The organism is Xanthobacter autotrophicus ATCC 700552, from assembly GCF_043194565.1.
Lineage (GTDB): Bacteria > Pseudomonadota > Alphaproteobacteria > Rhizobiales > Xanthobacteraceae > Xanthobacter > Xanthobacter autotrophicus_F.
In genome coordinates this window covers 20,189-42,859 of record NZ_JBAFVS010000014.1, presented here as the reverse complement: position 1 = coordinate 42,859, position 22,671 = coordinate 20,189, and the positions used below count along the sequence as shown (strand labels likewise).

General features: G+C 68.2%; 24 protein-coding genes. 13 read left to right on the top strand and 11 right to left on the bottom strand.

Going from position 1 to position 22,671, the window contains the following annotated elements:
• From trmB to V5F48_RS15545, 10 genes are all read right to left on the bottom strand, one after another.
• Positions 1 to 696 (bottom strand): tRNA (guanine(46)-N(7))-methyltransferase TrmB, encoded by a 696-nt coding sequence (gene trmB / locus V5F48_RS15590; RefSeq protein WP_394259433.1) that lies wholly within the window; start codon positions 694 to 696, stop codon positions 1 to 3.
• A 128-nt stretch (positions 697 to 824) separates the two neighbouring features.
• Positions 825 to 2,018, bottom strand: coding sequence for a methionine adenosyltransferase (gene metK, locus V5F48_RS15585; protein WP_394108650.1), 1,194 nt, complete (start codon positions 2,016 to 2,018; stop codon positions 825 to 827).
• Between the two features lie 108 nt (positions 2,019 to 2,126).
• The gene (locus V5F48_RS15580) at positions 2,127 to 2,540 is read right to left on the bottom strand and encodes a helix-turn-helix domain-containing protein (RefSeq protein WP_138400726.1); all 414 of its coding nucleotides are present in this window, start codon (positions 2,538 to 2,540) and stop codon (positions 2,127 to 2,129) included.
• Between the two features lie 99 nt (positions 2,541 to 2,639).
• Complete coding sequence (gene lnt, locus V5F48_RS15575; protein WP_394259506.1) at positions 2,640 to 4,232, bottom strand: apolipoprotein N-acyltransferase; 1,593 nt, start codon at positions 4,230 to 4,232, stop codon at positions 2,640 to 2,642.
• A gap of 36 nt (positions 4,233 to 4,268) precedes the next feature.
• Positions 4,269 to 5,243 (bottom strand): hemolysin family protein, encoded by a 975-nt coding sequence (locus V5F48_RS15570; protein WP_394259432.1) that lies wholly within the window; start codon positions 5,241 to 5,243, stop codon positions 4,269 to 4,271.
• A 23-nt stretch (positions 5,244 to 5,266) separates the two neighbouring features.
• A complete protein-coding gene (gene ybeY / locus V5F48_RS15565; protein WP_394259431.1) occupies positions 5,267 to 5,797 on the bottom strand; it encodes an rRNA maturation RNase YbeY in 531 nt (176 codons plus the stop codon).
• A gap of 4 nt (positions 5,798 to 5,801) precedes the next feature.
• A complete protein-coding gene (locus V5F48_RS15560) occupies positions 5,802 to 6,842 on the bottom strand; it encodes a PhoH family protein (RefSeq protein ID WP_394108740.1) in 1,041 nt (346 codons plus the stop codon).
• 113 nt (positions 6,843 to 6,955) lie between these two features.
• Positions 6,956 to 8,368, bottom strand: coding sequence for a tRNA (N6-isopentenyl adenosine(37)-C2)-methylthiotransferase MiaB (gene miaB, locus V5F48_RS15555; protein WP_394259430.1), 1,413 nt, complete (start codon positions 8,366 to 8,368; stop codon positions 6,956 to 6,958).
• Positions 8,369 to 8,518: 150 nt separating this feature from the next.
• Positions 8,519 to 9,676 (bottom strand): tRNA epoxyqueuosine(34) reductase QueG, encoded by a 1,158-nt coding sequence (gene queG, locus V5F48_RS15550; protein ID WP_394259505.1) that lies wholly within the window; start codon positions 9,674 to 9,676, stop codon positions 8,519 to 8,521.
• On the bottom strand, positions 9,673 to 10,362 hold the full coding sequence (locus V5F48_RS15545) for a glutathione S-transferase family protein (protein ID WP_149577978.1): 690 nt from the start codon (positions 10,360 to 10,362) through the stop codon (positions 9,673 to 9,675). Before V5F48_RS15545 ends, queG begins: the two co-directional genes overlap by 4 nt.
• Before the next feature lie 375 nt (positions 10,363 to 10,737).
• On the opposite strand from V5F48_RS15545, the gene V5F48_RS15540 reads away from it, so the two are divergent.
• Entirely contained in the window at positions 10,738 to 11,544 is an 807-nt protein-coding gene (locus tag V5F48_RS15540) for an undecaprenyl-diphosphate phosphatase (protein ID WP_394259429.1), read from the top strand.
• A gap of 37 nt (positions 11,545 to 11,581) precedes the next feature.
• Here the strand turns inward: V5F48_RS15540 and V5F48_RS15535 are convergent, their stop codons facing one another.
• The gene (locus V5F48_RS15535; protein ID WP_394108643.1) at positions 11,582 to 11,779 is read right to left on the bottom strand and encodes a DUF1674 domain-containing protein; all 198 of its coding nucleotides are present in this window, start codon (positions 11,777 to 11,779) and stop codon (positions 11,582 to 11,584) included.
• Between the two features lie 152 nt (positions 11,780 to 11,931).
• On the opposite strand from V5F48_RS15535, the gene secB reads away from it, so the two are divergent.
• The 12 genes from secB (at position 11,932) to V5F48_RS15475 (ending at position 22,670) form a co-directional block, all read left to right on the top strand.
• Positions 11,932 to 12,402 (top strand): protein-export chaperone SecB, encoded by a 471-nt coding sequence (secB, locus tag V5F48_RS15530; RefSeq protein ID WP_394259428.1) that lies wholly within the window; start codon positions 11,932 to 11,934, stop codon positions 12,400 to 12,402.
• Positions 12,403 to 12,547: 145 nt separating this feature from the next.
• Positions 12,548 to 14,176, top strand: a complete 1,629-nt coding sequence (locus V5F48_RS15525; protein WP_394259427.1) for a sensor histidine kinase — start codon at positions 12,548 to 12,550, stop codon at positions 14,174 to 14,176.
• 26 nt (positions 14,177 to 14,202) lie between these two features.
• Positions 14,203 to 14,901 (top strand): response regulator transcription factor, encoded by a 699-nt coding sequence (locus V5F48_RS15520; RefSeq protein ID WP_394108640.1) that lies wholly within the window; start codon positions 14,203 to 14,205, stop codon positions 14,899 to 14,901.
• 144 nt (positions 14,902 to 15,045) lie between these two features.
• A complete protein-coding gene (gene pqqA / locus V5F48_RS15515) occupies positions 15,046 to 15,123 on the top strand; it encodes a pyrroloquinoline quinone precursor peptide PqqA (RefSeq protein WP_081437156.1) in 78 nt (25 codons plus the stop codon).
• Positions 15,124 to 15,175: 52 nt separating this feature from the next.
• Positions 15,176 to 16,075: a pyrroloquinoline quinone biosynthesis protein PqqB gene (pqqB, locus tag V5F48_RS15510; protein WP_394259426.1), complete on the top strand. Its 900-nt coding sequence runs from the start codon at positions 15,176 to 15,178 to the stop codon at positions 16,073 to 16,075.
• Entirely contained in the window at positions 16,072 to 16,872 is an 801-nt protein-coding gene (gene pqqC, locus V5F48_RS15505; protein ID WP_394259425.1) for a pyrroloquinoline-quinone synthase PqqC, read from the top strand. The genes pqqB and pqqC overlap by 4 nt, the downstream gene beginning before the upstream one ends.
• A gap of 3 nt (positions 16,873 to 16,875) precedes the next feature.
• The gene (gene pqqD, locus V5F48_RS15500) at positions 16,876 to 17,151 is read left to right on the top strand and encodes a pyrroloquinoline quinone biosynthesis peptide chaperone PqqD (RefSeq protein WP_394108637.1); all 276 of its coding nucleotides are present in this window, start codon (positions 16,876 to 16,878) and stop codon (positions 17,149 to 17,151) included.
• 17 nt (positions 17,152 to 17,168) lie between these two features.
• Complete coding sequence (gene pqqE, locus V5F48_RS15495; RefSeq protein WP_394108738.1) at positions 17,169 to 18,326, top strand: pyrroloquinoline quinone biosynthesis protein PqqE; 1,158 nt, start codon at positions 17,169 to 17,171, stop codon at positions 18,324 to 18,326.
• On the top strand, positions 18,323 to 19,039 hold the full coding sequence (locus tag V5F48_RS15490; RefSeq protein WP_394259424.1) for a hypothetical protein: 717 nt from the start codon (positions 18,323 to 18,325) through the stop codon (positions 19,037 to 19,039). Before pqqE ends, V5F48_RS15490 begins: the two co-directional genes overlap by 4 nt.
• Entirely contained in the window at positions 19,020 to 19,373 is a 354-nt protein-coding gene (locus V5F48_RS15485; RefSeq protein WP_394259423.1) for a hypothetical protein, read from the top strand. The genes V5F48_RS15490 and V5F48_RS15485 overlap by 20 nt, the downstream gene beginning before the upstream one ends.
• 328 nt (positions 19,374 to 19,701) lie before the next feature.
• Complete coding sequence (locus V5F48_RS15480; RefSeq protein ID WP_394259422.1) at positions 19,702 to 21,024, top strand: molybdopterin-binding domain-containing protein; 1,323 nt, start codon at positions 19,702 to 19,704, stop codon at positions 21,022 to 21,024.
• Positions 21,021 to 22,670, top strand: coding sequence for a formylmethanofuran dehydrogenase subunit A (locus tag V5F48_RS15475; protein WP_394259421.1), 1,650 nt, complete (start codon positions 21,021 to 21,023; stop codon positions 22,668 to 22,670). Before V5F48_RS15480 ends, V5F48_RS15475 begins: the two co-directional genes overlap by 4 nt.
• Position 22,671: the final 1 nt, after the last annotated feature.

Sequence of the window (22,671 nt, the reverse complement as noted above, 5' to 3'; positions counted from 1 at the left end):
TCAGATCCGCTCGAACGTCAGGTAGGTGGGACTGCGCCCCTCCTCCAGGGCCTTCGCCTCGTAGCGGGTGCCGGGCCAGTGCGGATAGGGCTGGCGCCAGTCGTCGGCCCGCTCGGCAGTCCAGCGGAAGGCGCCGTGGGCGCGCACCGTAGCCAGGGTCCAGCCCACATAATGAGGCACGTCGGACGCGAAGCGGAACACGCCGCCCGGCCGGATGGCGCGAGCGAGGCGGTCCAGATTGTCCGGCCGGACGAACCGGCGCTTCCAGTGGCGGCGCTTGGGCCAGGGATCGGGATAGAACAGGTCGGTGCCGTCGAGGCTCGCCGCCGGTAGGCGGTCGAGCAGCAGGGCCGCGTCCTCGCCGAACAGGCGGATGTTGGACAGCCCGGCCTTCTCCAGGTCCACCAGCATGCGCGCCATGCCGTTCAGGAACGGTTCGGCGCCGATAAAGCCCATGTCGGGCCGGCGTGTGGCGTGGGAGATGAGGTGCTCGCCGCCGCCGAAGCCGATCTCCAGCCAGAGGCCGGCAATGGCATGGGGGAACAGGCTGGCCGGGGTCCGCGCCTCTTCGAGGGCGAAGCGCGAGATGGGCAGAAGGCGCACCATGGCATCCTGCTGGGCGCCGCGCAGCGCCTTGCCCACGCGTCGGCCGTAGAAGGCGCCGTGACGTTCCGTTTCTTCGGTCATGTCGTGCATATCATAGGGGATCCCGAACGATGCCGCGGCATCCGGGAGTCCCTCACGCCGTCGCCTGCAGAACGCGCGGTCCCATCGGGCCAGCCGCGCCACAGGTTCGGGCGCGGCGGCCGAAGGCTGCGGAACTGTCAGGCCACGGCCGACTTGAGGGCGTCCACGAGGTCGGTCTTCTCCCAGGAGAAGCCGCCGTCCGCTTCCGGCGCGCGGCCGAAATGGCCGTAGGCCGCCGTGCGGGCATAGATGGGCTTGGTGAGGCCCAGATGCTCGCGAATGCCGCGGGGGCGCAGGTTCATCACCTCGCGCAGCACGGTCTCGAGCTTGGCCTCGTCCACCTTGCCGGTGCCATGCAGGTCCACATAGACCGCCAGCGGATCGGACACGCCGATGGCATAGGCGAGCTGGATGGTGGCGCGATCGGCGAGGCCGGCCGCCACCACATTCTTGGCCAGGTAGCGCGCGGCATAGGCGGCCGAGCGGTCCACCTTGGTGGGATCCTTGCCCGAGAAGGCGCCGCCGCCATGGGGCGCCGCGCCGCCGTAGGTATCCACGATGATCTTGCGCCCGGTGAGGCCGCAATCGCCGTCCGGCCCGCCGATCACGAACTTGCCCGTGGGGTTCACGTGCCAGACCGTGTCCTTGGAGATCCAGCCCTCGGGCAGTGTGGCGCTGATATAGGGCTCGACGATGGACTTCACATCGTGGGACGACAGGTTCTCGTCCAGGTGCTGGGTGGAGAGCACGATCTGGGTGACGCCCACCGGCTTGCCGCCCTCGTAGCGGACGGTCACCTGGCTCTTGGCGTCGGGGCCGAGGGCATGGGTCTCGCCGGAATGGCGCGCTTCGGCCAGGGTCTTCAGGATCTTGTGCGCATAATAGATCGGCGCGGGCATCAGCTCCGGCGTCTCGCGCACGGCATAGCCGAACATGATGCCCTGGTCGCCGGCGCCCTCGTCCTTGTTGCCGGCAATGTCCACGCCCTGGGCGATGTCGGCGGACTGGGCGTGCAGCAGGACGTCGATGTCCGCCGTTTCCCAATGGAAGCCGGCCTGCTCGTAGCCGATGGACTTGATGGCGAGCCGGGCGGCGTGGGACAGCAGATCGCGCGTGATGGAAGAGGGACCGCGCGTCTCGCCCGCAATCACCACCTTGTTGGTGGTGGCAAGGGTCTCGCATGCGACGCGAATCTGGCTCGGATCCCAGCCTTCGACTTCGGCGGTCCGGAAGAAAGTATCCACCACCTCGTCGGAGATGCGGTCGCAGACCTTGTCCGGATGGCCTTCCGAAACCGACTCACTGGTGAACAGATAGGACTGACGCGCCATGTCTCCGAACCCTCTTGCGCCCGCGCCGCGTTGCGGTTTCTTCTTGTGGCAACGCGGCAGCGAGCGGTCAAGGTCGGTTGCACGAAATCGTTCGTCAAAACGAACGGTTCAGGCGGGCGTCTCCGCTTCTCCGGCGATGGCAATGACCAATTCCACGATCCGCCGGCGAATCTTGGGGTCGGTGATGCGCATGAAGTTGCGGGTCAGCGTCAGCCCGTCCGAAGTCGCGAGGAAGTCGGAAACGTAAGCGGGCGACTGATCTTCAGAGAAGCCTTCTCCTTCGGGCCCGAAGGCCGGTGCGCCTTCGAAGAAGAACGCCACGGGCACGCCGAGCACGGTGGAGATCTGCTGAAGACGGCTGGCTCCTATACGATTGGTACCCTTTTCATATTTCTGGATCTGCTGGAAGGTAATACCCAGATGCTCGCCCAGCTTCTCCTGGCTCATGCTAACCATCATCCGCCGCATGCGGACCCGCGAGCCGACGTGCTTATCAATAGGGTTCGGCGCCTTCTTGGCCATGGTCTCTCCGGCTATGACGGAAAAGATTAATCATTACTTCGCGGTGCGAAGGCTGCCCTGATTGCCGGCGAACATAGGCATACAATCTACGAGCGTCGATCAACCTTTGCGTGTAATGCAACCGCCTGGAGGCGCTGCGGCGAGCACCAGCGCGGCTATCAACAGGCCGGCAAGGACCACAAGAGGGAAACGCGCCGCCACCGGAACTGTTTCCAGCGGTCGCGGCAAAGGACCGTCGACGAGGCCCGTTTCGCCAAGGCGCGACCCTGCGACAATACGACCCAGAGGATCAATGATGGCAGAGATGCCCGTATTGGCTGCGCGCACCAGCGGAAGGCCTTCCTCGACCGCGCGCAAGCGAGCCTGCACAAAGTGCTGGTAGGGACCTGGGGTGGTACCGAACCATGCATCGTTGGTGAGGTTCAGGAGCCAGGTGGGGCGTGGGCCGACGGGTATTACCTTGCCTGAAAAGATAACCTCATAACATACCAGCGGTGCGGCAAGGCCGGCGCCGGGTACGTTCAGCCCGGCCAGTGTGCTGCCGGATGAGAAACCGCCCCTGACCCGCGTCAATTGCTCGATGCCCATGGACTCAAGGAACGACTGGAACGGCAGGTATTCGCCGAACGGTACGAGATGCACCTTGTCGGTATTGCGCAACACCCGGCCTTTCGCGTCGATGACGCGGATCGCATTGAAGAACGGCGAATGCTGGCCGGGCGGGGGCAGGTCGAAGCGCACCGCGCCGGCCACCAGGGTCACGTTGGGCGGCAGCGTGGCGGCGATATCCTCCGCCGCCCAGGGCTCGCGCTCATAGACGAAGGGGAAGGCCGATTCCGGCCAGATGAGCACGGTCACGTCGGCAAGACCCGCCGGGTAGGTGGGGCTCGGGCGGGCGCTCAGGGCGAGATAGTCGGCCAGGATCTCGCGCCGGCGGCCATATGCGAATTTCTTGTCCTGCGGCAGGTTGGGCTGCATCACCCGCAGATGGACGCCCGGCACCGCCTCAAAGGGCGTGCTGGCGAGCCGCCATCCGCCCCAGGCCGCCGCGCCCGCCAGCACCAGCGCCGCGCCGGCGACGGCGGCAAGGCTTCGCCGGCCGGGCACCAGCAGCAGCACCGGGCTGGACAGCAGCAGCACGGCAAAAAAGGTGAGGCCCCAGATGCCCACCAGCGCGGCGCTCTGCATCAGCAGGTCCGACTGCGCGAAGGCATAGCCGAAGGTGTTCCAGGGAAAGCCGGTCAACACATGGCCGCGCAGCCACTCCGATACGGTGAGGCCGAAGGCGAGGGCAAACAGCCGCACGCCCCCCTTCGACCACAGCAGCCGCGCCAGCACCGCGCCCAGCGCGGTGAACAGGGCGAGCCCCGTGGGCATGGCCAGCACCGCGAAGGGCAGGAGCCAGCCGAACACGTCGGCCTCCACCAGGAAGGCGTCGCCGATCCACCACAGGGAGGCGAGGAAATAGCCGAAGCCGAACCACCAGCCGACGCCCGCGGCGCCCCACAGGCGGCGCTTAAGCCCACCGCGGCAGCCGTCGATGAGCAGCACGAGCACGCCGAAGCTGAGCACCAGCACCGGCCACAGGCCGAACGGCGGCATGGCCAGCGCGCCGATCGCCCCGGCAACGAACGCGGCGAGGCGCCGGCGCCAGCCGGAGAGGAAGCGCAGCGCCAGGAAGCGCCCGCGCAGCCGCGCGACCGGGGAGGAGGCTGGGAGCACGCGTCGCTACAGGTCGGACGTGCTGGATTCGATGGCGGGCAGCGGCGTGTTCTCCCGCGGGGGGATGACACGCAGCTTTTTCACCCGCCGGGGGTCCGCCTCCAGGACCTCCACCTCGAAGCCGCCGGGCAGGGCGATCATTTCCCCCTGCTTCGGCACCCGCGAGGCCACCATGACGAGGAGGCCGCCCAGGCTGTCCACCTCCTCCATGGCCTGCTCCGAGGCGAAGGCGGGGCCGAGCACTTCCACGGCGGCCTCCAGCGGCGTGCGCGCATCGGCGAGGAAGCTGCCGTCCGGCTGGCGGATGAGAAGGGTCTCGGCCGCCTCGTCGTGCTCGTCCTCGATCTCGCCGACGATCTCCTCCACCACGTCCTCGATGGAGACGAGGCCGTCGGTGCCGCCATATTCGTCGATGACGAGGGCGAGATGGGTGCGCGCCGCCTGCATGGCCACCAACAGGTCCACTGCCGGCATGGAGGGCGGCACATAGAGAATGCGGCGGATGAGGCCGGCATCTTCCAGCGAGCGGTCGAGATTGACCGCGCCCAGGTCCAGCTTGTTGCCGGGCTGGCTGGTGAGGTCGCCGGTCACGAAGGCAATGAGGTCGCGGATGTGGACCATGCCGACAGGATCGTCCAGCGTGTCGTCATAGACCACGAGGCGCGAGTGGCCCACGGTCACGAACACCTTGAGCAGTTCGCCGAGCGAGACATCCTTGCGCACGGCGACGATCTCGGCGCGTGGCACCATGATGTCGCCGATGCCCACCTCCTTCAGATGAAGGATGTTGCGCAGCATCTTGCGCTCGGATGGGGTGAACTCCCCTTCCTCCTCGGGCGCTTCCGCCGCGTCCAGCACCTCCACGAGGTCGGTGCGGAGCGAGCCGTGCGGGCGGAACGTGCCGAGGAGGGCACGCAATCGATCGAGAAAACTTTGCGGCTCCGCGCTGGTCTCGGTCGTTGGCTGGTCGATGTTGGACATGGTCTGATCTTCGCCTTGGAACGTCAGTCCTGCGGCAGGGCATAGGGATCGTCGATCCCGAGCCCCGCGAGGATCCGCCGTTCCAGCGCCTCCATTTCCTCTGCTTCGGTTTCGGTCATGTGGTCGTAGCCCAGAAGGTGCAGCGTGCCGTGCACCACCAGATGGGCGAGGTGGTGGCCCGTCGTCTTGTCTTCCGCCCGGGCTTCGCCGGTAAGGGTTTCCAGCGCGACGATGATGTCGCCCAGGGGCTGGGGTGCGTCCACGTCGTCGGGAAGGTCGGGCTGCGGGAAGGACAGCACGTTGGTGGCCTTGTCCTTGCTGCGCCACTCCCGGTTCAGCACGCGGATGCGCGCGTCGTCGGTGAGGGTGATGGCGACCTCGCAGGGCTCCGGCACCGCGTCGCCGCAGGCCGCAAGCGCCGCCCTGGCGGCGCGCAGGCAGATGGCCTCGGCCTCGGGCACGCAGGACCAGCCCTCCGCCTCCACCATCACGTCGATGACGATGGGGTCCTCCACGGGGGGGACGCTTGCAGCGACAAGCTTCAAGGCGGCCATGGGATCAGGCTCCACCCTTGCCGAGGCGGGCGGCAGCGGCCTCAAGCTTGGCCGCGTCGAGCTTTTCGTAGGCCGAGACGATGCGCCCGACCATTTCGTGGCGCACCACGTCCTCGGCCTTGAAGACGCAGACGCCCACCCCCTCAATGCCGTCCAGCAGCCGCACCGCCTCGGCAAGGCCGGAAATCTGGCCCTGGGGCAGGTCGGTCTGGCTGGCGTCGCCGGTGACAATCATGTGCGAGTTCTCGCCCAGGCGGGTCAGGAACATCTTCATCTGCATGGAGGTGGCGTTCTGCGCCTCGTCCAGGATCACCGCGGCGTTGGAGAGGGTGCGCCCGCGCATGAAGGCGAGCGGGGCGATCTCGATCTCGCCCGATTGCAGGGCCCGCTCCACGAAGGGACGGTCCATCAGGTCATAGAGGGCGTCGTAGATGGGGCGCAGGTAGGGGTCCACCTTGTCCTTCATGTCGCCGGGCAGGAAGCCGAGCCGTTCGCCCGCCTCCACCGCCGGCCGCGACAGGATGATGCGGTCCACCATCCGCCGTTCCAGCAGATGCACCGCATAGGCCACCGCGAGCCAGGTCTTGCCGGTACCGGCGGGACCGGAGCCGAAGACGAGGGTGTGACGCTTCAGCGCCCTGATATAGGCGTCCTGCGCCGCGGTGCGCGCCCGCACGGGGCGGCGGCGCAGCTGGATCTCGTCGAACGACTGGCGGTTCTCGGACGGATCGAAATCGAACAGGGAGCCCTGCGAGGTCACCTCGCGGATGGCCCCATCCACGTCGCCCTGACTGATGTCGCGGCCCTTGCGCAGGGCCTCATAGAGGTGTTCCAGCACGGCGCGGGCCTGCTCGCAGGCATCGCGCGCGCCTTCCAGCGTCACGTGGTTGCCGCGCGAATCGGCCTTCACCCCGAGCTTTCGCTCGATGACGGCGAGGTTGCGGCCGTAATGGCCGAACAGGAGGGTGGCGAGCCGGTTGTCGTCGAAGGCCAGCACCACATGGGCGGGGCCTTCGTCCTCGGTACTCGCCCAGGGCGGCGTCACCGCCGCGCGGGCGGGGCCGGGGGGCGGCAAGGTGCGTTCAGTAAAACGCTCCGAGGAACGCTCCGAGGCGCGTTCGAGGGGACGGTCGCGGTCGCTGCCGGATCTGCGCAAGCTCAAGCCTCCATGGCCGCAAGCGGCCGGGATCGGGCGGAAGAAGCTGGGGACTGGGAAACGGACGTGTCGTTGGCCTCCGCCGGAACACCTGCGAGGCTGTTGGGGCCCACGTCGGTGATGGTCACGGTGAGGAGGTCGCCGATGGCGGCGGGTGGGTCGTTCACCACCACGCTCTGCAGGTAGGGCGAGCGGCCGATGAGCTGTCCGCTCTGGCGGCCGGGCTTTTCCAGCAGGATGTCGAAGGTGCGGCCGCGGCAGCTTTCGTCAAACGCGGTCTTGGAGGCTTCCAGCAGGCGCTGCAGCTCGGCGAGGCGTTCGGCCTTCGCTTCCTCGGGCACCTGCGCCGTATGGTCGGCGGCGGGGGTGCCGGGGCGGGGGCTGTATTTGAAGGAATAGGCGCTGGCAAAGCCCACCTGGCGCACCAGGTCGAGGGTGTCCTCGAAGTCCTGCTCGGTCTCTCCGGGGAAGCCGATGATGAAATCGGACGACAGGGCCATGTCCGGCCGCGCCTTCCGCATCTTCTCGATGATGGCGAGGAAGGCGTCGCGGCCATGCTTGCGGTTCATGGCGGCGAGGATGCGGTCGGAGCCGGACTGCACCGGCAGGTGCAGGTAGGGCATCAGCTGGGGCAGGTCGCGGTGGGCGGCGATGAGGTCGTCGTCCATGTCGCGGGGATGGGAGGTGGTGTAGCGCAGCCGGGCAAGGCCATCGAGGCTCGCCATGTGCTCCATGAGCCGGGCGAGGCTCCAGGTCGTGCCGTCCGGTCCCTCGCCGTGGAAGGCGTTGACGTTCTGGCCGATGAGGCTGATCTCGCGCACGCCCTGGTCCACCAGCCGCGCCGCCTCGTCCATGATCTTGGCCACCGGGCGGGAGACCTCCGCGCCGCGGGTATAGGGCACCACGCAGAAGGTGCAGAATTTGTCGCAGCCTTCCTGCACGGTGACGAAGGCCGCCGGTCCGCGCGAGCGGGTGGCCGCCCGCGTCGGGGCGGGCAGGTGGTCGAACTTGTCCTCGGCGGGAAATTCGGTGTCCACCACCCGCTTGCCGGTCCTGGCCTCGGCCAAAAGCTCGGGCAGGCGGTGGTAGCTCTGGGGGCCGACCACGAGGTCCACCACCGGCGCGCGCCGCATGATCTCGGCGCCCTCGGCCTGGGCGACGCAGCCCGCCACCGCGATCATGGTGTCGGAGCCGGCCTCGTGCTTCTGTTTGCGCAGGCGGCCCAGCTCCGAATAGACCTTCTCGGCGGCCTTCTCGCGGATATGGCAGGTGTTGAGGATGACAAGATCGGCCTCCGCCGGGTCCTGCGTCTCCACGAAGCCCTCGCGTGCCAGCGTGTCCGCCATACGATGGGAATCGTAGACGTTCATCTGGCAGCCGAATGACTTCACATAAAGCTTGCGGGGCTCGTGCATGTTGCCTGTTCTGTCGCCGTCGATCATCGCGCGTGGGCGCGACGCGATCGTGACGCCAGCTCTTGTCGCCCCCCTCATAATTCGTGAGGTGGCAATCCTACCGGCAAACGCGCCGGTTGGAAACAGCGCCCGCACCGCCGGAGACGGAACTTAGAGAGGTTCGACCGACGCGGCGTCCCATTCCGCCCGCACTGTCGCGTCCAGTTCCTGCGGCAGCGATATGCGGGCGTGGGCCGCGACGGTATCAGGATCAGCCAGCCGGCCCAGCGCCCATACCGCCGCCCCGCGCACCAGCGCGGAGGCATCGCCAAGGCGCGCCTCCACCTGGGGCAGCAACGTGGCGTCTCCCGAATTGCCGATGGCGGTCAGGACATTGCGCACGAAACGGTCGCGTCCCACCCGCTTGATGGGGCTTTTCGGGAAGCGGGCGCGGAAGGCGGCATCGTCCAGCGCGACGAGCTCGGCCAAAGGCGGGGCGTCGTTCTCCGCCCGCGCCGCAAGCCTCATGTCGCGCCCGAGTTCCGCGAACTTGTTCCACGGGCAGGCGGCGAGGCAATCGTCGCAGCCATAGATGCGGTTGCCCATGAGCGGCCGCAGGTCGGGCGGGATCGGACCCTTGTGCTCGATGGTGAGGTAGGAGATGCAGCGCCGCGCATCGATGACGTAAGGGGAGGGAAAGGCCGCCGTGGGGCAGGCCTCGATGCAGGCGCGGCAGGAGCCGCAATAGTCCTTTGCCGGCTCTGAAGGTGCCAGCTCCAGCGTGGTGGCGATGGCACCGAGGAACAGCCAGGAGCCGAAATCGCGCGAGACCAGATTGGTGTGCCGGCCCTGCCAGCCCAGCCCCGCCGCCGCCGCCAGCGGCTTCTCCATGAGCGGAGCGGTATCCACGAACACCTTCACGTCGCCCTCAAGGCCACGCCTGTGGGCCTCGGCCAGCAGGGCGCGGGCAACGCGCTTCAGCTTCGGCTTGATGATGTCGTGGTAATCCTCGGCCCGCGCATAGACCGAGATGGCACCCGCCGACCGCTGCGCCAGCACCGCGCGCGGGTCTTCCGCCGGGCCGTAATTGAGCCCCAGCATGATGACGGAGCGTAGGTGCGGCCACAGCACGGCGGGATCGGCCCGGCGCTCCAGCGTCTCGGCCATCCAGCCCATGTCGCCGTGGGCGCCGCCAGCGACCCAATCCTTCAGCCGGGCCCCGGCCTGCGGGATCGCGTCCGCCCGGGCGATGCCGACGGCGTCGAAGCCTTCCGAACGGGCAAGGTCGGCGATGATTTCCTCAAGGGACGCGCCGGCCGCTTCGGTCAGAAGTCGAGGTCCGCGTAGGTCTTGGACGGGGGCATGCCCGGGATGCTCTCGGTCAAAAGCGCGCGGAAGGTCGGGCGCGATTTGATCCGCGCGTACCAGTCCCTCGCGTGATCGTCCTCGTCCCACGGCACGTCGCCCAGATAATCGGCCACCGAGAGATGCGCGGCGGCGGCAAGGTCGGCCTGGCTCAGCTTCTCCCCGGCGAGCCATTTGCGCGCCTTGGCCAGCCAGCCGATATATTTCAGATGATAGCGCAGATTGCTGCGCCCCATGCGCAGGGATGTGGCATCGGGCGAGCCGCCGCCCTGCTCGCGCGTCATGTAGCGCTTGTGGATGCGCTCGCGCACCAGGGGCTCGGTGGCCTCCACATACATCTTCTCGTTGAACCATTGGGTGAGCCGGCGCACCTCCACCCGCGCCGCCGGGGAGTCCGGCAGCAGGCGATGGTCGCCGAGGGCAAGGCCCCGCGTCTCGTCGAGCCATTCGGCGATGATGCTGGCGCCGGGCACCGAGGCGGCCATTTCCTCAACGATCACCGGCGTTTCGCCGGACGGGTTGAGGGCAAGGAAGCCGGGCCTACGCTCCCACACCCGCTCTTCGACAAGCTCCGGTTCGAGCCCGTATTCGGAGAGCAGCAGGCGGACAAACCGGGAATGCGGGCAAAAGGGATGGTGATGCAGATACATGATGCAATTTTCGCCGGGGGTCAGGTGGGGAGAAGGCCAGTCACCGGCGCCCCCCTGTTTTAGAGCGCGATTCTTTCCGATTGGTTCCACCGCAGTGCAGCATCGCGTGCTGGGTCCGCCGCGGCCGGGCGTCCACCGAAACGTGGTAAACAAAGTGCGACGATGATTGCCGCTCCGGGAGCATATTTCATCGTGAATTCAAAGGTTAGAGCTTCCCGCTGCGGCAGGATGGCCTGTGGCGGACGCGCCACAGGCCATCAGGAAATGACACCGCCGCAGGGTGCATGGCGCCTCCCGTCACGGCCGCGCGATTGCACCTGCGAAGGGGACGGAACAGGATGCGCCACCCTCACCGCCTTCCGGATTATCCCACCCATGACCCTCGGCGACATGCTCGAAGCCCTCGTTCTCGGCCTTGTGGAGGGGTTGACGGAGTTCATTCCCGTCTCCTCCACTGCCCATATCCTGCTCCTGGGGCATTTCCTGAGGTTCGAGAGCGCCGGCCACACCTTCGAGGTGCTGATCCAGCTCGGCGCGGTGCTCGCCATCCTCACCGTCTATTTCCAGCGCTTCCTCCGCGTGGCGCAGCAGCTGCCCACCAATCCGGGCGCGCGGCGCTTCGTGATCGGCATCCTCGTCGCCTTCCTGCCGGCGGCGGTCATCGGGGCGCTGGCCCACGGCTTCATCAAGAGCGTGCTGTTCGAGACCCCCGCCCTGATCTGCGTGACGCTGATTCTGGGTGGCATCGTGCTTTTGTTCATCGACAAGGTGGTGCCGGAGCCGCGCTACAACAACGCCATGGGCCTGCCGTTGCTGCTGGCGCTGAAGATCGGCTTCTTCCAGTGCCTGGCCATGATCCCCGGCATGTCGCGCTCGGGCTCCACCATCGTCGGCGGCATGCTCATGGGCGTGGACAAGAGGGCGGCGGCGGAATTCTCGTTCTTCCTGGCGCTGCCGACCATGGCCGGGGCCTTCGCCTACGATCTCTACAAGAACCGCAACAACCTCTCCATGGATGACGGCGTGCTGATCGTCATCGGCTTCATCGCCGCCTTCTGCGCGGCGGTGCTGGTGGTGCGGACCCTGCTCGATTTCGTTGCCAAGCACGGCTACGCGCCGTTCGGCTGGTGGCGCATCATCGTCGGCGTCGCCGGGCTCATCGGCCTCGCTTTGGTGGGCTGAGGGGTCCCCTTCCGTCGCCTTGAAGGGGCGTCGCGGCTCAGAAGTCGGAGGCGATGCCCCCCACTTCCCAGTCGCCGTAGCGCACCGGCTCGGGGCCGGCGCGGCCGTTGATCTCCTTCGGCCGCTCTTTGGCAGCCGCATCCATGGCGGCGCGGCGGGCCTCGGCTTCGGCGAGCGCGCGTTTCGCGGCCTCGCTCAAGGGCTTGCGCGACGGCGTGGGGGTCTCGTCGGACATCTTTCGGTCTCCTGTCCTGTCGCGCCGGGGCCGCGCGCCGTGTCCATCGCGCGGCCCATCCTTGCACCTGAAGCGCAAAGCATGGTAGCAGCGCCGCGCTTTTAGGGCATCCGATCGGGTGCCCACAATCAACCCTTGAGATGGAGATGCGCATGGCCACGCAGAATGGCGGCCCCACCCAGAATGCTGCGCCGTCGCTGAACGTGCTCGCGCAATACATCAAGGATTTCTCCTTCGAGAATCCCAACGCGCCGCGCTCGCTCGCCGCTCCGCCCAGCCAGCCCGACGTGAACATCCAGATCCACGTCAACGCCCGCCCCGGCGGCGACGGCGAGTTCGAGGTGGAGCTGAAGATCGAGGGTGGCGCCAGCATCGAGAGCAACACCCTGTTCGCCTTCGAGCTGGTCTATGCCGGTGTGTTCCGCATTCTCAACGTTCCGGAGCAGAGCCTGCAGCCGGTGGCGCTGATCGAGTGCCCGCGCCTGCTGTTCCCCTTCGCCCGGCAGATCATCGCCGATGCGGTGCGCAACGGCGGCTTCCCGCCCCTCATGATCGATCCTGTGGATTTCGCGGCGCTGTTCCAGCAGCGCATCCAGCAGGAAGGCCAGCCCCTCCAGGCCTGATCGCGCCGACGCGAGCCTGACCCAAAGACGCCGCCGGATGCCTTGTGCGCCCGGCGGCGTTTGCTTTGGTGAGCGATGTTTTGGTGTATCTAAGGGCGGATAACCAGAACAACCGGGTAGCCCGGAAGGAAGACCGGCGCGGGCGATGAGATCCATCCGCTTCAAGCTCGCTGCCCTGAGCGGCGCGGCGGCATCCTTTGCCATCCTGGCCGCCGTGGGGGTTCTCCTTGCGGTGGGGGCGGCGGATCGTGCCCTGGAAGCGACGGTCTCGGCCCAGCAGCGGCTGGACCTGCTCACCGAAATCTCCGCCCGCCTCTCCGATTTCGGCCTCGCCGCCGTGGCCGTCGCCGAAAGCCACGGCGCGGATCTGGGCCGTGCGGATCTGGGCCGCATGGAGGACGCCCGCTCCCGCGTCGCGGCGGTGCTGGAGGCGGCGACGGTGCGCGCCGCGCAGACCGCTCCCGTCCTTGAGACGGGCGTGCGCCCCCGCGAGCGCATGCTTGCGCATCTGCGGGCCGACTTCATCCTCCTCGACCGCCAGATTTCCGCTGCCGTGGCCGACGCCGATGCCCGCAGTCGGGGTGACCGGGTGCGCGGCGCTCTCAACGGCTTTGCCGCCGCTGCCGGTCCCACCCTGTCGCTGCTGGTGGAGAGCGAGCGCCGCGCCGTGACCAGCGCGCGGGAGGAAGCGCTGGCGCTGTCCCTGCGGCTTAGGGTGGGCGCGGTGGCGCTGGCCGCCCTGGTGCTGGCGGCGGCGGTGGTGCTTTATCGGGCGATTGCCCGCCCGCTGCTCACCCGGCTCGGGGAGATGGACCGGGCCGCCGCCGCCATCGGCCGCGGCGACCTCGACACCCGCCTCACCATCGGCCCGCGCGACGAACTGGGCGTGCTGACGGCGCGCTTCAACCGCATGGCCGCGCGCCTCGGCCGCCGTGAGCGGCGGGTGGTCGAGGATCGGGCCCTGCTGGAAAGGACCATTTCCGAGCGCACCGCCGACCTCACCGCCGCCAATGCCCGCCTCGCCGCCATCGACGCCTCCCGCCGGCGCTTCTTCACCGACGTGAGCCACGAACTGCGCACGCCGCTCACCGTCATCATCGGCGAATGCGACGTGACCCAGCGTGCCCCCGCCATTCCCGAGGACCTCAGCCGCTCGGTGCTGGCCACCATCCGCAAGCGGGCCGTGCGCCTGCATCGGCGGATCGAGGACCTGTTGCGGGTCGCCCGCTCGGAAAGCGGGGAGATCGAGCTGGTGTTCCAGGATGTGCCGCTGGTGCCGCTGCTGGCCGACGCCGTCGCCGGCTTTGAAAGCGTGGCGCTCCGGCAGGGGGTGCGCCTCAAGCTGGAGGCGCCGGCGCCCGGCCCCCTGGTCCATGCCGACCGCGAATGGCTGCGCCAGGTGGTGGAAGGCCTTATCGACAACGCGCTGCGCCATGGCGGCACGGTGACGCGCATCACCCTCGCCATCGCCACCATGACCGGAGCCGGTGGAGAGGTGGTTGATCAGATCACCGTGACCGACGACGGGCGCGGCATCGCCGCGGAGGCGCGCGCCCGGCTGTTCACGCGCTTTGCCCGGGGACAGGGTTCCGATGGCGAGCGGTTTGGCGACGGCACCGGTTTCGGCCTCGGCCTCGCGCTGGCCGAATGGGTGGTGACGCGGCACGGTGGATGGATCATTCTGGACGAGGGAGAAGAGGGTGGTACCCGTGTGGTCATCGCGCTCCCCCGTCCCCAGGCCCATCCCGAGGCTGTCGAGGCGCAGGGCGCCTGAGCGAACCCGCCCGGCGAGGAGGACACATGAACATTCTGGTGGTCGAGGATGACAGCGACATCGGCGCGATGCTGAGCCGCGGGCTCTCGGCCGAAGGCTTCGACGTGACCGTCGTGGGCCGCGCCGACGAGGCGCTGGAGGCGGCACGCCAGTACAATCCCTGCGCGGTGGTGCTCGACATCATGCTGCCCGACGGCTCGGGGATCGAGGTATGCCGGGCGCTGCGCGAGGCCGGGCATTCCGGCCCCATCCTGTTCCTCTCCGCCAAGGACGAGGTGCGCGACCGGGCCGAAGGCCTCGGCGCCGGCGCCGATGACTACATCGTGAAGCCGTTCGAGTTCGCCGAGCTGGTGGCGCGGCTGCGCGCCCACCTGCTGCACCGCCTTGGCGACAACCATGCGGGCCGCCTCGTCGCCGGGCGTCTCGTGCTGGACCAGTCCACCCGCACCGTGCTGTTCGGCGAGATCCATGCCCGCCTGACCGAACGGGAGGCGGAGCTGCTGGCCCTGCTGATGGCAACCCCCAACCGGCCGGTGCCCCGCGGCGAGATCTTCGACCGGCTGTGGGCCAACCAGGGCGGGGCCTCGCTGAACGTGGTGGATGTCTATGTGGGCTACCTGCGCACCAAGCTTGCGCCGGTGAGCCGCGCCGGCGGGCCGCAGGTGTCCACGGTGCGCGGTCGCGGCTTCATGCTGGACCTCTCCGCGCCGGCGGCCGCCCATTGATCTGCTGCGGTGCAGCATCACATTTTGCTTGCGGGAACCAAATCAAACGCCAATATTTGAATCCGATGCGATGAACTTCATCATTGCAGGTTGTTCTTATGATCTTCTTAGAAAGATCTGGAGCACATAACCGGAGGAAGCATCATGCGTTGGAACAAGCCTCAGGTCTGCGAAGTCTGCGTGGGCATGGAAGTCACCGCCTATCTGCCGGCCGATTTCTGATCCGAATGTGGTCGGTGGCCGGGAACGATAAGGCAGGAGCGTTCGACGCATCATGCAGGTGATCGTTCTCGGTTCGGCGGCCGGCGGCGGCGTTCCGCAATGGAACTGCCGCTGTCCGGTGTGCCAGATGGCCTGGTCGGGAGACCCGCGCGTCACTCCGCGCACCCAGTCGAGCATCGCCGTCTCCGCCGACGGCGCCGATTGGGTCCTGCTGAATGCCTCGCCCGACCTGCGGGCGCAGATTTCGGCCACCCCCGCGCTCAAGCCGCGCAAGGGGGATCGCGACAGTCCCATTCGCGCCGTCGTCCTCACCAACGGGGACGTGGACCACATCGCCGGCCTGCTCTCGCTTCGGGAATCCCAGCCGTTTGCCCTCTACGGGACGGCCGATACCTTGGGGCTGCTTAAAGAGAACCAGGTGTTCGACGTGGTGGCGCAGGCCTTCGTCAGCCGGACCGCCGCCGTGTTCGGGCAGGCCTTCTCGCCGGCGCCGGGACTTGCGATGGAATTCTTCACCGTGCCCGGCAAGGTGCCGCTCTGGCGGGAGGACGCCAGCCTCGTCATCGGCGAGGAGACCGGCTCCACCGTGGGCGTCACCATCACCTGCGGGGACAAGCGCCTCGTCTATATTCCCGGCTGCGCGGCGGTGACGCCGGCGGTGCGGGATCGGATCGCCGGGGCCGACCTGCTGTTTTTCGACGGCACGCTTTATCGCGACGACGAGATGATCCAGGCCGGCGTCGGCACCAAGACCGGCGCGCGCATGGGGCACCTTTCCATGGCCGGAGCCGACGGGACCGTGGCGCTGCTCAAGGACGTGCCCGTGGCACGCCGCGTCTTCATCCACATCAACAATACCAACCCGGCGCTGGTGGATGGCTCGCAGGAGCACCAGGCCGTGGAGCAGGCCGGCTGGACGGTGGCCCGCGACGGAATGGAGTTCTCCCTATGACGTTCCTCGCCCTCGCCGAGCCTCTGGTGTTTCCGCCCTTGCCCGCGCCGTCCGAGCCGCTGTCGCCCGAAGGGCTGGAAGCGGCTCTGCGGGAGGTGGGGGCGACGCGCTACCACAATCTCCACCCGTTCCATAAGCTGCTGCATTCCGGCAAGCTCAACCGGGACCAGGTGCGCGCCTGGGCGCTGAACCGCTACTGCTACCAGTCCGCCATTCCCCGCAAGGATGCAGCGCTCATGAGCCGCTGCGACGACCGGGAGCTGCGCCGCGAATGGCTCCACCGCATCACCGACCATGACGGGTTCGCCGAGGACACCGGCGGCATCGAGCGCTGGCTGGTGCTCACCGACGGCCTGGGCCTCGACCGCGACTATGTGGTGTCGAAAGACGGCGCGCTGCCCGCCACCAAGTTCGCGGTGGAAGCCTATGTGCGCTTCGTGGCCGACCATTCGCTGCTGGAGGCGGTGGCCTCCTCCCTCACCGAGCTGTTCGCGCCGGGCATCCATGCCGAGCGCATCTCCGGCATGCTGGCCAATTACGACTTCATCAACGAGCGCGTGGTCGCCTATTTCCGCCGCCGGCTCGATCAGGCGCCCAAAGATGCGGACTTCGCCCTCGACTATGTGAAGAAGAACGCCCGCACAGTGGCCGAGCAGCGCGCCGTCATCCGGGCCTTGACCTTCAAGACCGAAGTTCTCTGGGCGCAGCTTGATGCGCTTTACTTCGCCTATGTGGAGCCGGGCTGGCCGGCGCCCGGCGCGTGGCGGCCGGGTATCGCCCTGGTCGAGGCCGGCTGAGCCATGCGAGCGGAAGAGACCGACGTGCCGCGCCTGCCCCGCGGCGTGAAACTGAAGTATGATCAGGTGCGCGAGCGCCACGTGCTGCTCGCTCCGGAGCGGGCGTTCGACATCGACGAGACCGCTGCGAGCGTGCTGGAACTGGTGGATGGCCAGCGCACCTGCGGCCAGATCGTGGACGCGCTGGCGCTGCGGTTCGACGAAAAGCGCGAGGTGATCGCCGACGACGTGCGCGACATGATCGGCGATCTGATTGCGCGGCGGGTGATCGAGCGATGACCAATGTCACGGCCGAAATGACGGATCTGGAGACGGCGCCCCGCCCGGCGGCGGCGCCTCTCGCCGGCCATCCCATCGGCATCCTGGCGGAGCTGACCCATCGCTGCCCCCTGCGCTGTCCCTATTGCTCCAACCCGCTGGAGCTGGAGCGCCGCGAGGCGGAGCTGGACACCGCCACCTGGAAGCGCGTGCTGAGCGAGGCGGCGGCCCTCGGCGTGCTGCATGTCCACCTTTCCGGCGGCGAGCCCACGGCGCGGGCCGACCTCGTGGAGCTGACCGCCCATTGCGCGGCGGAAGGGCTCTATACCAATCTCATCACCTCCGGCGTCGGCCGGGCCGGCGCCATGCTGCCGGCGCTCTCCGAGGCCGGGCTGGACCACGTGCAGCTCTCGTTTCAGGGGGCGACGGCGGAGATCACCGATCGCGTCGGCGGCTATGCGGGCGGCCATGCGGCCAAGCTCGCCTTCGCCGCGCAGGTGACGGACCTCGGCCTGCCGCTCACCGTGAATGCGGTGTTCCATCGCGCCAACATCCACCAGGTGGAGGACATGATCGAACTGGCCATCGCGCTGAAGGCGCGGCGGCTGGAGGTGGCGCACACCCAGTATTACGGCTGGGCCTATGCCAACCGCGCGGCGCTGATGCCGGCGCGCCCCGATGTGGACCGCTCCGTCGCCATCGTGGAAGAGGCGCGCAAGCGGCTGGAAGGGGTGCTGGTCATCGACATGGTGATCCCGGACTATTACGCCCGCTATCCCAAGCCGTGTTCCGGCGGCTGGGGCCGGCGCACCCTAAATGTCACGCCCACCGGCCGGGTGCTGCCCTGCCATGCGGCGGAAAGCATTCCGGGCCTTGAGTTCTGGTCGGTGCGCGATCACGCGCTGGGCGACATCTGGCGCGCCTCGCCGGCGTTCAACGCCTTCCGCGGCACCGACTGGATGCGCGAACCGTGCCGCAGCTGCGACCGGCGGGAGATGGATTTCGGCGGCTGCCGCTGCCAGGCCATGGCGCTGGCGGGGGATGCCAGCCTGACCGATCCGGCCTGCTCGAAATCCCCGTTCCACGCCAAGGTGGAGGCGCTGGCCACCGCCGAGGCAGCGGGCACCGCGCCCGATTTCATCTACCGCACCATCGGCGGGGCGCCGGCGGGCAAGCGGGAAGGAGCAAAACCGTGAGCGCCCGCAGGATCATCGGCCTTTGTCTCGTGCTCACCGGGGCGCTGTTCGCCGCCGGCTTCCTGGTGGAGCCGCTGCCCGCGCGCGCCGCCGAAGCGCAGGCCGCCACCGAAACCGCGCCGCCGGAAGCGGCGGACATCCTGTTCGAGCGCCCCCAGCTGGCCGGCACCAAGCCCGGCGACACGCTCTCCTATGCCTACACGCGCAAGGTGACCGACGCGGAACTTGGCCCGTCCTTCGACGACCGCATCCGCCTCATGATCGAACCGGGCAAAGGGGGCGATGCCCGCGATGTGCGCGTCGACTTCTTCTCGATCGAGCGCCACCGTGCCGCCGGCCCCTTCGAAGAGGTCACCACCAATCCGGTGCTGATGCTGTTCCTGGAGAATCATCTCGTGGAGCTGTCCGGGCGGCTCAAGGGCAATCCGCGCTATCTCAAGAACGCCATCCGTGCCGGGTTGCGGGACCGGGCCCGGGTCGCGGCCGCCGACATTACGGTGGACGGCCGCACCCTCAAGGGCTGGCGCATCACCGTGAAGCCCTACGAGGGCGACGCCAATGCCGCCCGCATGCGGGGGCTGGAGAGCATGAGCTACACATTCGACGTGGCACCGGACGTGCCGGGGGAAATCGCGCGCATCCAGATCGCGGCCGAAGCCCCCGGCGGCCGGCTCTGGGAGGAGACGATCGCCTATGATCCGAAAGGCTCTTGAGGCGGCGGGCCTGCTGCTTGCGTCGGCCGGCGCGGTGTGCGCCGCCACCGTCGCCGACAATGACTATCCCACCTCCGCGCGGGTTGATTATGTCATCGCCTGCATGGCGGCGAACGGGCAGTCGCGCGAGGCCATGACCCGCTGTTCCTGCTCGGTGGATACGCTAGCCTCCATCCTGCCCTATGACCGCTACGTGGCGGCGGAGACCATCCTTTCCATGCGTCAGGGGGTGGGGCAGGCGGCGAGCATTTTCCGCAATACGCCCCAATACGAGGACAACATTGCCGAATTGCGCCGCGCCCAGGCGGAAGCCGAGGTCCGCTGCTTCAAGTAAAATCCGATACCGCGCTGCACAACACCTGCTCGCATCTGCCGCATAGATGACGGGTTTTCTGCCCCTCGCGGCTATGTTAGCTTCCTCCCCAAGAACAGACGCATGGCGCACGGAGTTTTCCGAAGCGCACTGCAACGACAAGCGGGCAACCGCCGCGGCGTCTTGATCGGGACCTTCAACCCCCAAGGCAAAGCCATGGCATCCCAACGCTCTGCGTCTGTCCATTTCGTCCCATTTTCACCTCCGCGGGCCGGTACCGGCGCCAGCTGCACGCTCCGGCGTGGGCCTGGCGCAGCGCGCCCCGCCACCATCGCCTTCGGGTGACGCCATGACATCGGGAGAGCCGATCACCGGCGGTGCTGATCGCATCGTCCGAGACGTCGTCTGCGGCTTCTGCGGCCTCGGATGCGACGATCTGGAGGTGGCCGTCGCCGGCCGCGCCATCACGCCGCGCACCGCCTGCCCGGAGGCCGCGCGGCTTCTGGCCCGCAGCGATGCGCCGCCGCCGTCGCCGCGCATCAATGGCGCCCCGGCCAGCTTCGAGGACGCGGCCACCGCTGCGGCGATCCACCTCAAGGCCGCCCGTTCCGCCGCCTTCAGCGGCCTGGGCGCGGATCTGGAGGGCCTGCGCCGCTTGTTCGATATCGCCATGGCATCGGGCGCGAGCCTCGATCATGCGGCGTCGGGCGGGTTGTTCGCCAATCTGGAGCGCCTGGCCCGCAAGGGCTGGATCGCCGCCACCCTCGCCGAGGTGCGCAACCGCTGCGACGTGATGGTGGTATTCGGCGAAGATCCCGCCTCCGCCTTCAGCCGCTTCTTCTCCCGCGCCGTTCCGGCGCGCGGGGAGGGGGCGGACGGGGACGCCGCCCCGCTCTTCGTCACGGCGCCCGGCCGGCGGCAGATCGCCGTCGTCGGCGGGCCGCTGTCGGAGGCCTCGCGCCGGGTCCTGGCTGCCCACGACGTGACGGAGATTCCCGTTTCCGAACAAGAGGTGGCCACTGCCGCTGCCGTGCTGACGGCGCTGGTCGCCGGGCGTGCGGTGGACGGGCTCGCCGGCCTGCCGGAAGCGACGGTCGCGGCCCTCGCGGTCCTCGCCGCACAGCTCAAGGCGGCGCGCTACGCCGTCTTCACCTGGAACGCCGCCAGCCTACCCGAAGAGGATGCGCCGGTGGTTGCCGGCGCGGCGTCGGAGGCGGTGGATGCGCTCTCCGTCACCACCCGCGCGGCGGTGTTTCCGCTGGGCGGACGGGACAATGTGACCGGGGCGCACCAGCTTGCCCTGTGGCGCTTCGGCTACCCCCTGCGCACGGCGGTGGGGGCCGGCACGTCGCGCCATGTGCCCGAGCTTTACGCAACGGCCGCAGCACTTTGCGACGCCGACCTGCTGCTCCACACCAGCGCCTTCCGGCCCGACGCGCCGCCCGATTTTGACCGGGGCCCGGTGATCGCCATCGCCCACCCGGACACCGTGTTCGCGCGGGAGCCGGAGGTGTTCATTCCGGTGGGGACGCCGGGGGTGGATTATGGCGGCCATGTCTTCCGTATGGATTCAGTGGTTTGCCTGCCGCTTCAGGCCCTTAGGCCTGCCGAACTGCCCAGCGTCGCTGAGGCGGCGGCGGCCATTCTTGTGTCGTTCGGGAGGGGTGCATGAGGACGCGCATCACCGGTGGGCGCGTGTTCGACCCCGCCAACAACATCATCGACCAGGTCCGCGACGTTCTGCTTGAGGACGGCCGGATCATCGCCGACGCGCCGCCGGTCAATGGCGAGGAAGTCGTTGATGCCTCGGGCACAATCGTGCTCGCGGGCGGTATCGACCTGCACAGCCATATCGCCGGCGGCAAGGTCAATCTCGGCCGCCTGTTGATGAATGAGGATCGGGCACTGTTCCCCGAGCCGTTCGGTGATTTCTGCGGCTGCGGCGGCGGGCGGGCGGCGCCCACCACCCACGCAACCGGCTGCCGCTACTCGCAAATGGGCTACACCGCCGTATTCGAGCCGGCGGTGGTGGGGGCCAATGCCCGCCACGCTCATCTGGAAATGGCGGACATCCCCAACATCGACACCGGTGGCTTCCTGGTGCTGGGGAACGACGATTTCCTGTTGCGCCTCATCGCCCAGGGCGAGGGCCAGCAGGCGGTGAACGACTATGTGGCCTGGATGCTCAAGGCCACCCAGTGCTGCGCCATCAAGATCGTGAACCCCGGCGGCATCAACGCCTTCAAGTTCAACGGGCGCGCCCTCGATCTTGACGAGACCGGGCCGTTTTACGGCCTCACCCCGCGCCGGGTTCTCAACACCCTTCAGCGCGCCGTATCGGAACTGGGGGTGCCGCACCCCATCCATCTGCACGGCTGCAATCTGGGGGTGCCGGGCAACGTCAAGACCACGCTCGCCACCATCGGCGCGAGCGAGGGCTTCCCCCTCCATCTCACCCACATCCAGTTCCACTCCTACGGCACCGAGGGCGACCGGCACTTCTCCTCCGGCTCGGCCGAGATCGCGGAGGCGGTGAACGCCAATCCGCACATCTCGGTGGACGTGGGCCAGATCATGTTCGGCCAGACCGTGACCGCCTCGGCCGATCTCATGTCCCAGTACCGCAACCACAACATCGCCGATCCCAAGAAGTGGATCGGCATGGACATCGAGATGGACGCCGCCTGCGGCGTGGTGCCGTTCAATTATCGCGACACCTCCTTCGTGAACGCGCTGCAATGGGCCATCGGGCTGGAATTGTTCCTGCTCATCGAGGACCCGTGGCGGGTGTATCTGACCACCGACCATCCCAATGGCGGACCCTTCACCTCCTACCCGCACCTCATCCGCCTGCTCATGGACAAGCCGTTCCGCGACGAGCACCTCGGCCGCATCCACAAGGCGGCGCGCGCCCACACCAAGCTCGCCGAGATTTCCCGCGAATACACGCTGGAGGAAATCGCGGTGGTGACCCGCGCCGCCCCCGCCCGTACCCTGGGCCTGAAGGATCGCGGCCATCTCGGCCCCGGCGCCCGGGCGGACGTGGTGCTCTATGAGGAGCAGGCCGACCGCGAGGCCATGTTCGCCGCCCCGCGCCTCGTCATGAAGGACGGCGAGGTGGTGGTGGTGAACGGCGAGGTGGTGGCCCTCACAAAGGGACGCACCTATGCGGTGCATCCGCCATCGGACCCGCTCATGGACAAGCGGCTGGAGCGCTGGTTCGACGAGGCAGTGGGCCTGAAGGCCAGCCATTACAAGATCGCCGATGGCGAGATCCGCGACGGCCAGGGCCCCGAAATCGTGGAGCTGATGCCGTGAC

Coding starts and splice junctions, on each gene's coding strand:
- V5F48_RS15570 (WP_394259432.1), bottom strand. CDS start 5,243: ATGTCCAACATCGACCAGCCAACGACCGAGACCAGCGCGGAGCCGCAA.
- pqqA (WP_081437156.1), top strand. CDS start 15,046: ATGCGTTGGAACAAGCCTCAGGTCTGCGAAGTCTGCGTGGGCATGGAA.
- V5F48_RS15535 (WP_394108643.1), bottom strand. CDS start 11,779: ATGTCCGACGAGACCCCCACGCCGTCGCGCAAGCCCTTGAGCGAGGCC.
- V5F48_RS15480 (WP_394259422.1), top strand. CDS start 19,702: ATGACATCGGGAGAGCCGATCACCGGCGGTGCTGATCGCATCGTCCGA.
- pqqD (WP_394108637.1), top strand. CDS start 16,876: ATGCGAGCGGAAGAGACCGACGTGCCGCGCCTGCCCCGCGGCGTGAAA.
- V5F48_RS15475 (WP_394259421.1), top strand. CDS start 21,021: ATGAGGACGCGCATCACCGGTGGGCGCGTGTTCGACCCCGCCAACAAC.
- V5F48_RS15545 (WP_149577978.1), bottom strand. CDS start 10,362: ATGTATCTGCATCACCATCCCTTTTGCCCGCATTCCCGGTTTGTCCGC.
- V5F48_RS15525 (WP_394259427.1), top strand. CDS start 12,548: ATGAGATCCATCCGCTTCAAGCTCGCTGCCCTGAGCGGCGCGGCGGCA.
- pqqC (WP_394259425.1), top strand. CDS start 16,072: ATGACGTTCCTCGCCCTCGCCGAGCCTCTGGTGTTTCCGCCCTTGCCC.
- secB (WP_394259428.1), top strand. CDS start 11,932: ATGGCCACGCAGAATGGCGGCCCCACCCAGAATGCTGCGCCGTCGCTG.
- pqqE (WP_394108738.1), top strand. CDS start 17,169: ATGACGGATCTGGAGACGGCGCCCCGCCCGGCGGCGGCGCCTCTCGCC.
- ybeY (WP_394259431.1), bottom strand. CDS start 5,797: ATGGCCGCCTTGAAGCTTGTCGCTGCAAGCGTCCCCCCCGTGGAGGAC.
- metK (WP_394108650.1), bottom strand. CDS start 2,018: ATGGCGCGTCAGTCCTATCTGTTCACCAGTGAGTCGGTTTCGGAAGGC.
- V5F48_RS15520 (WP_394108640.1), top strand. CDS start 14,203: ATGAACATTCTGGTGGTCGAGGATGACAGCGACATCGGCGCGATGCTG.
- pqqB (WP_394259426.1), top strand. CDS start 15,176: ATGCAGGTGATCGTTCTCGGTTCGGCGGCCGGCGGCGGCGTTCCGCAA.
- V5F48_RS15580 (WP_138400726.1), bottom strand. CDS start 2,540: ATGGCCAAGAAGGCGCCGAACCCTATTGATAAGCACGTCGGCTCGCGG.
- miaB (WP_394259430.1), bottom strand. CDS start 8,368: ATGCACGAGCCCCGCAAGCTTTATGTGAAGTCATTCGGCTGCCAGATG.
- V5F48_RS15540 (WP_394259429.1), top strand. CDS start 10,738: ATGACCCTCGGCGACATGCTCGAAGCCCTCGTTCTCGGCCTTGTGGAG.
- trmB (WP_394259433.1), bottom strand. CDS start 696: ATGCACGACATGACCGAAGAAACGGAACGTCACGGCGCCTTCTACGGC.
- V5F48_RS15485 (WP_394259423.1), top strand. CDS start 19,020: ATGATCCGAAAGGCTCTTGAGGCGGCGGGCCTGCTGCTTGCGTCGGCC.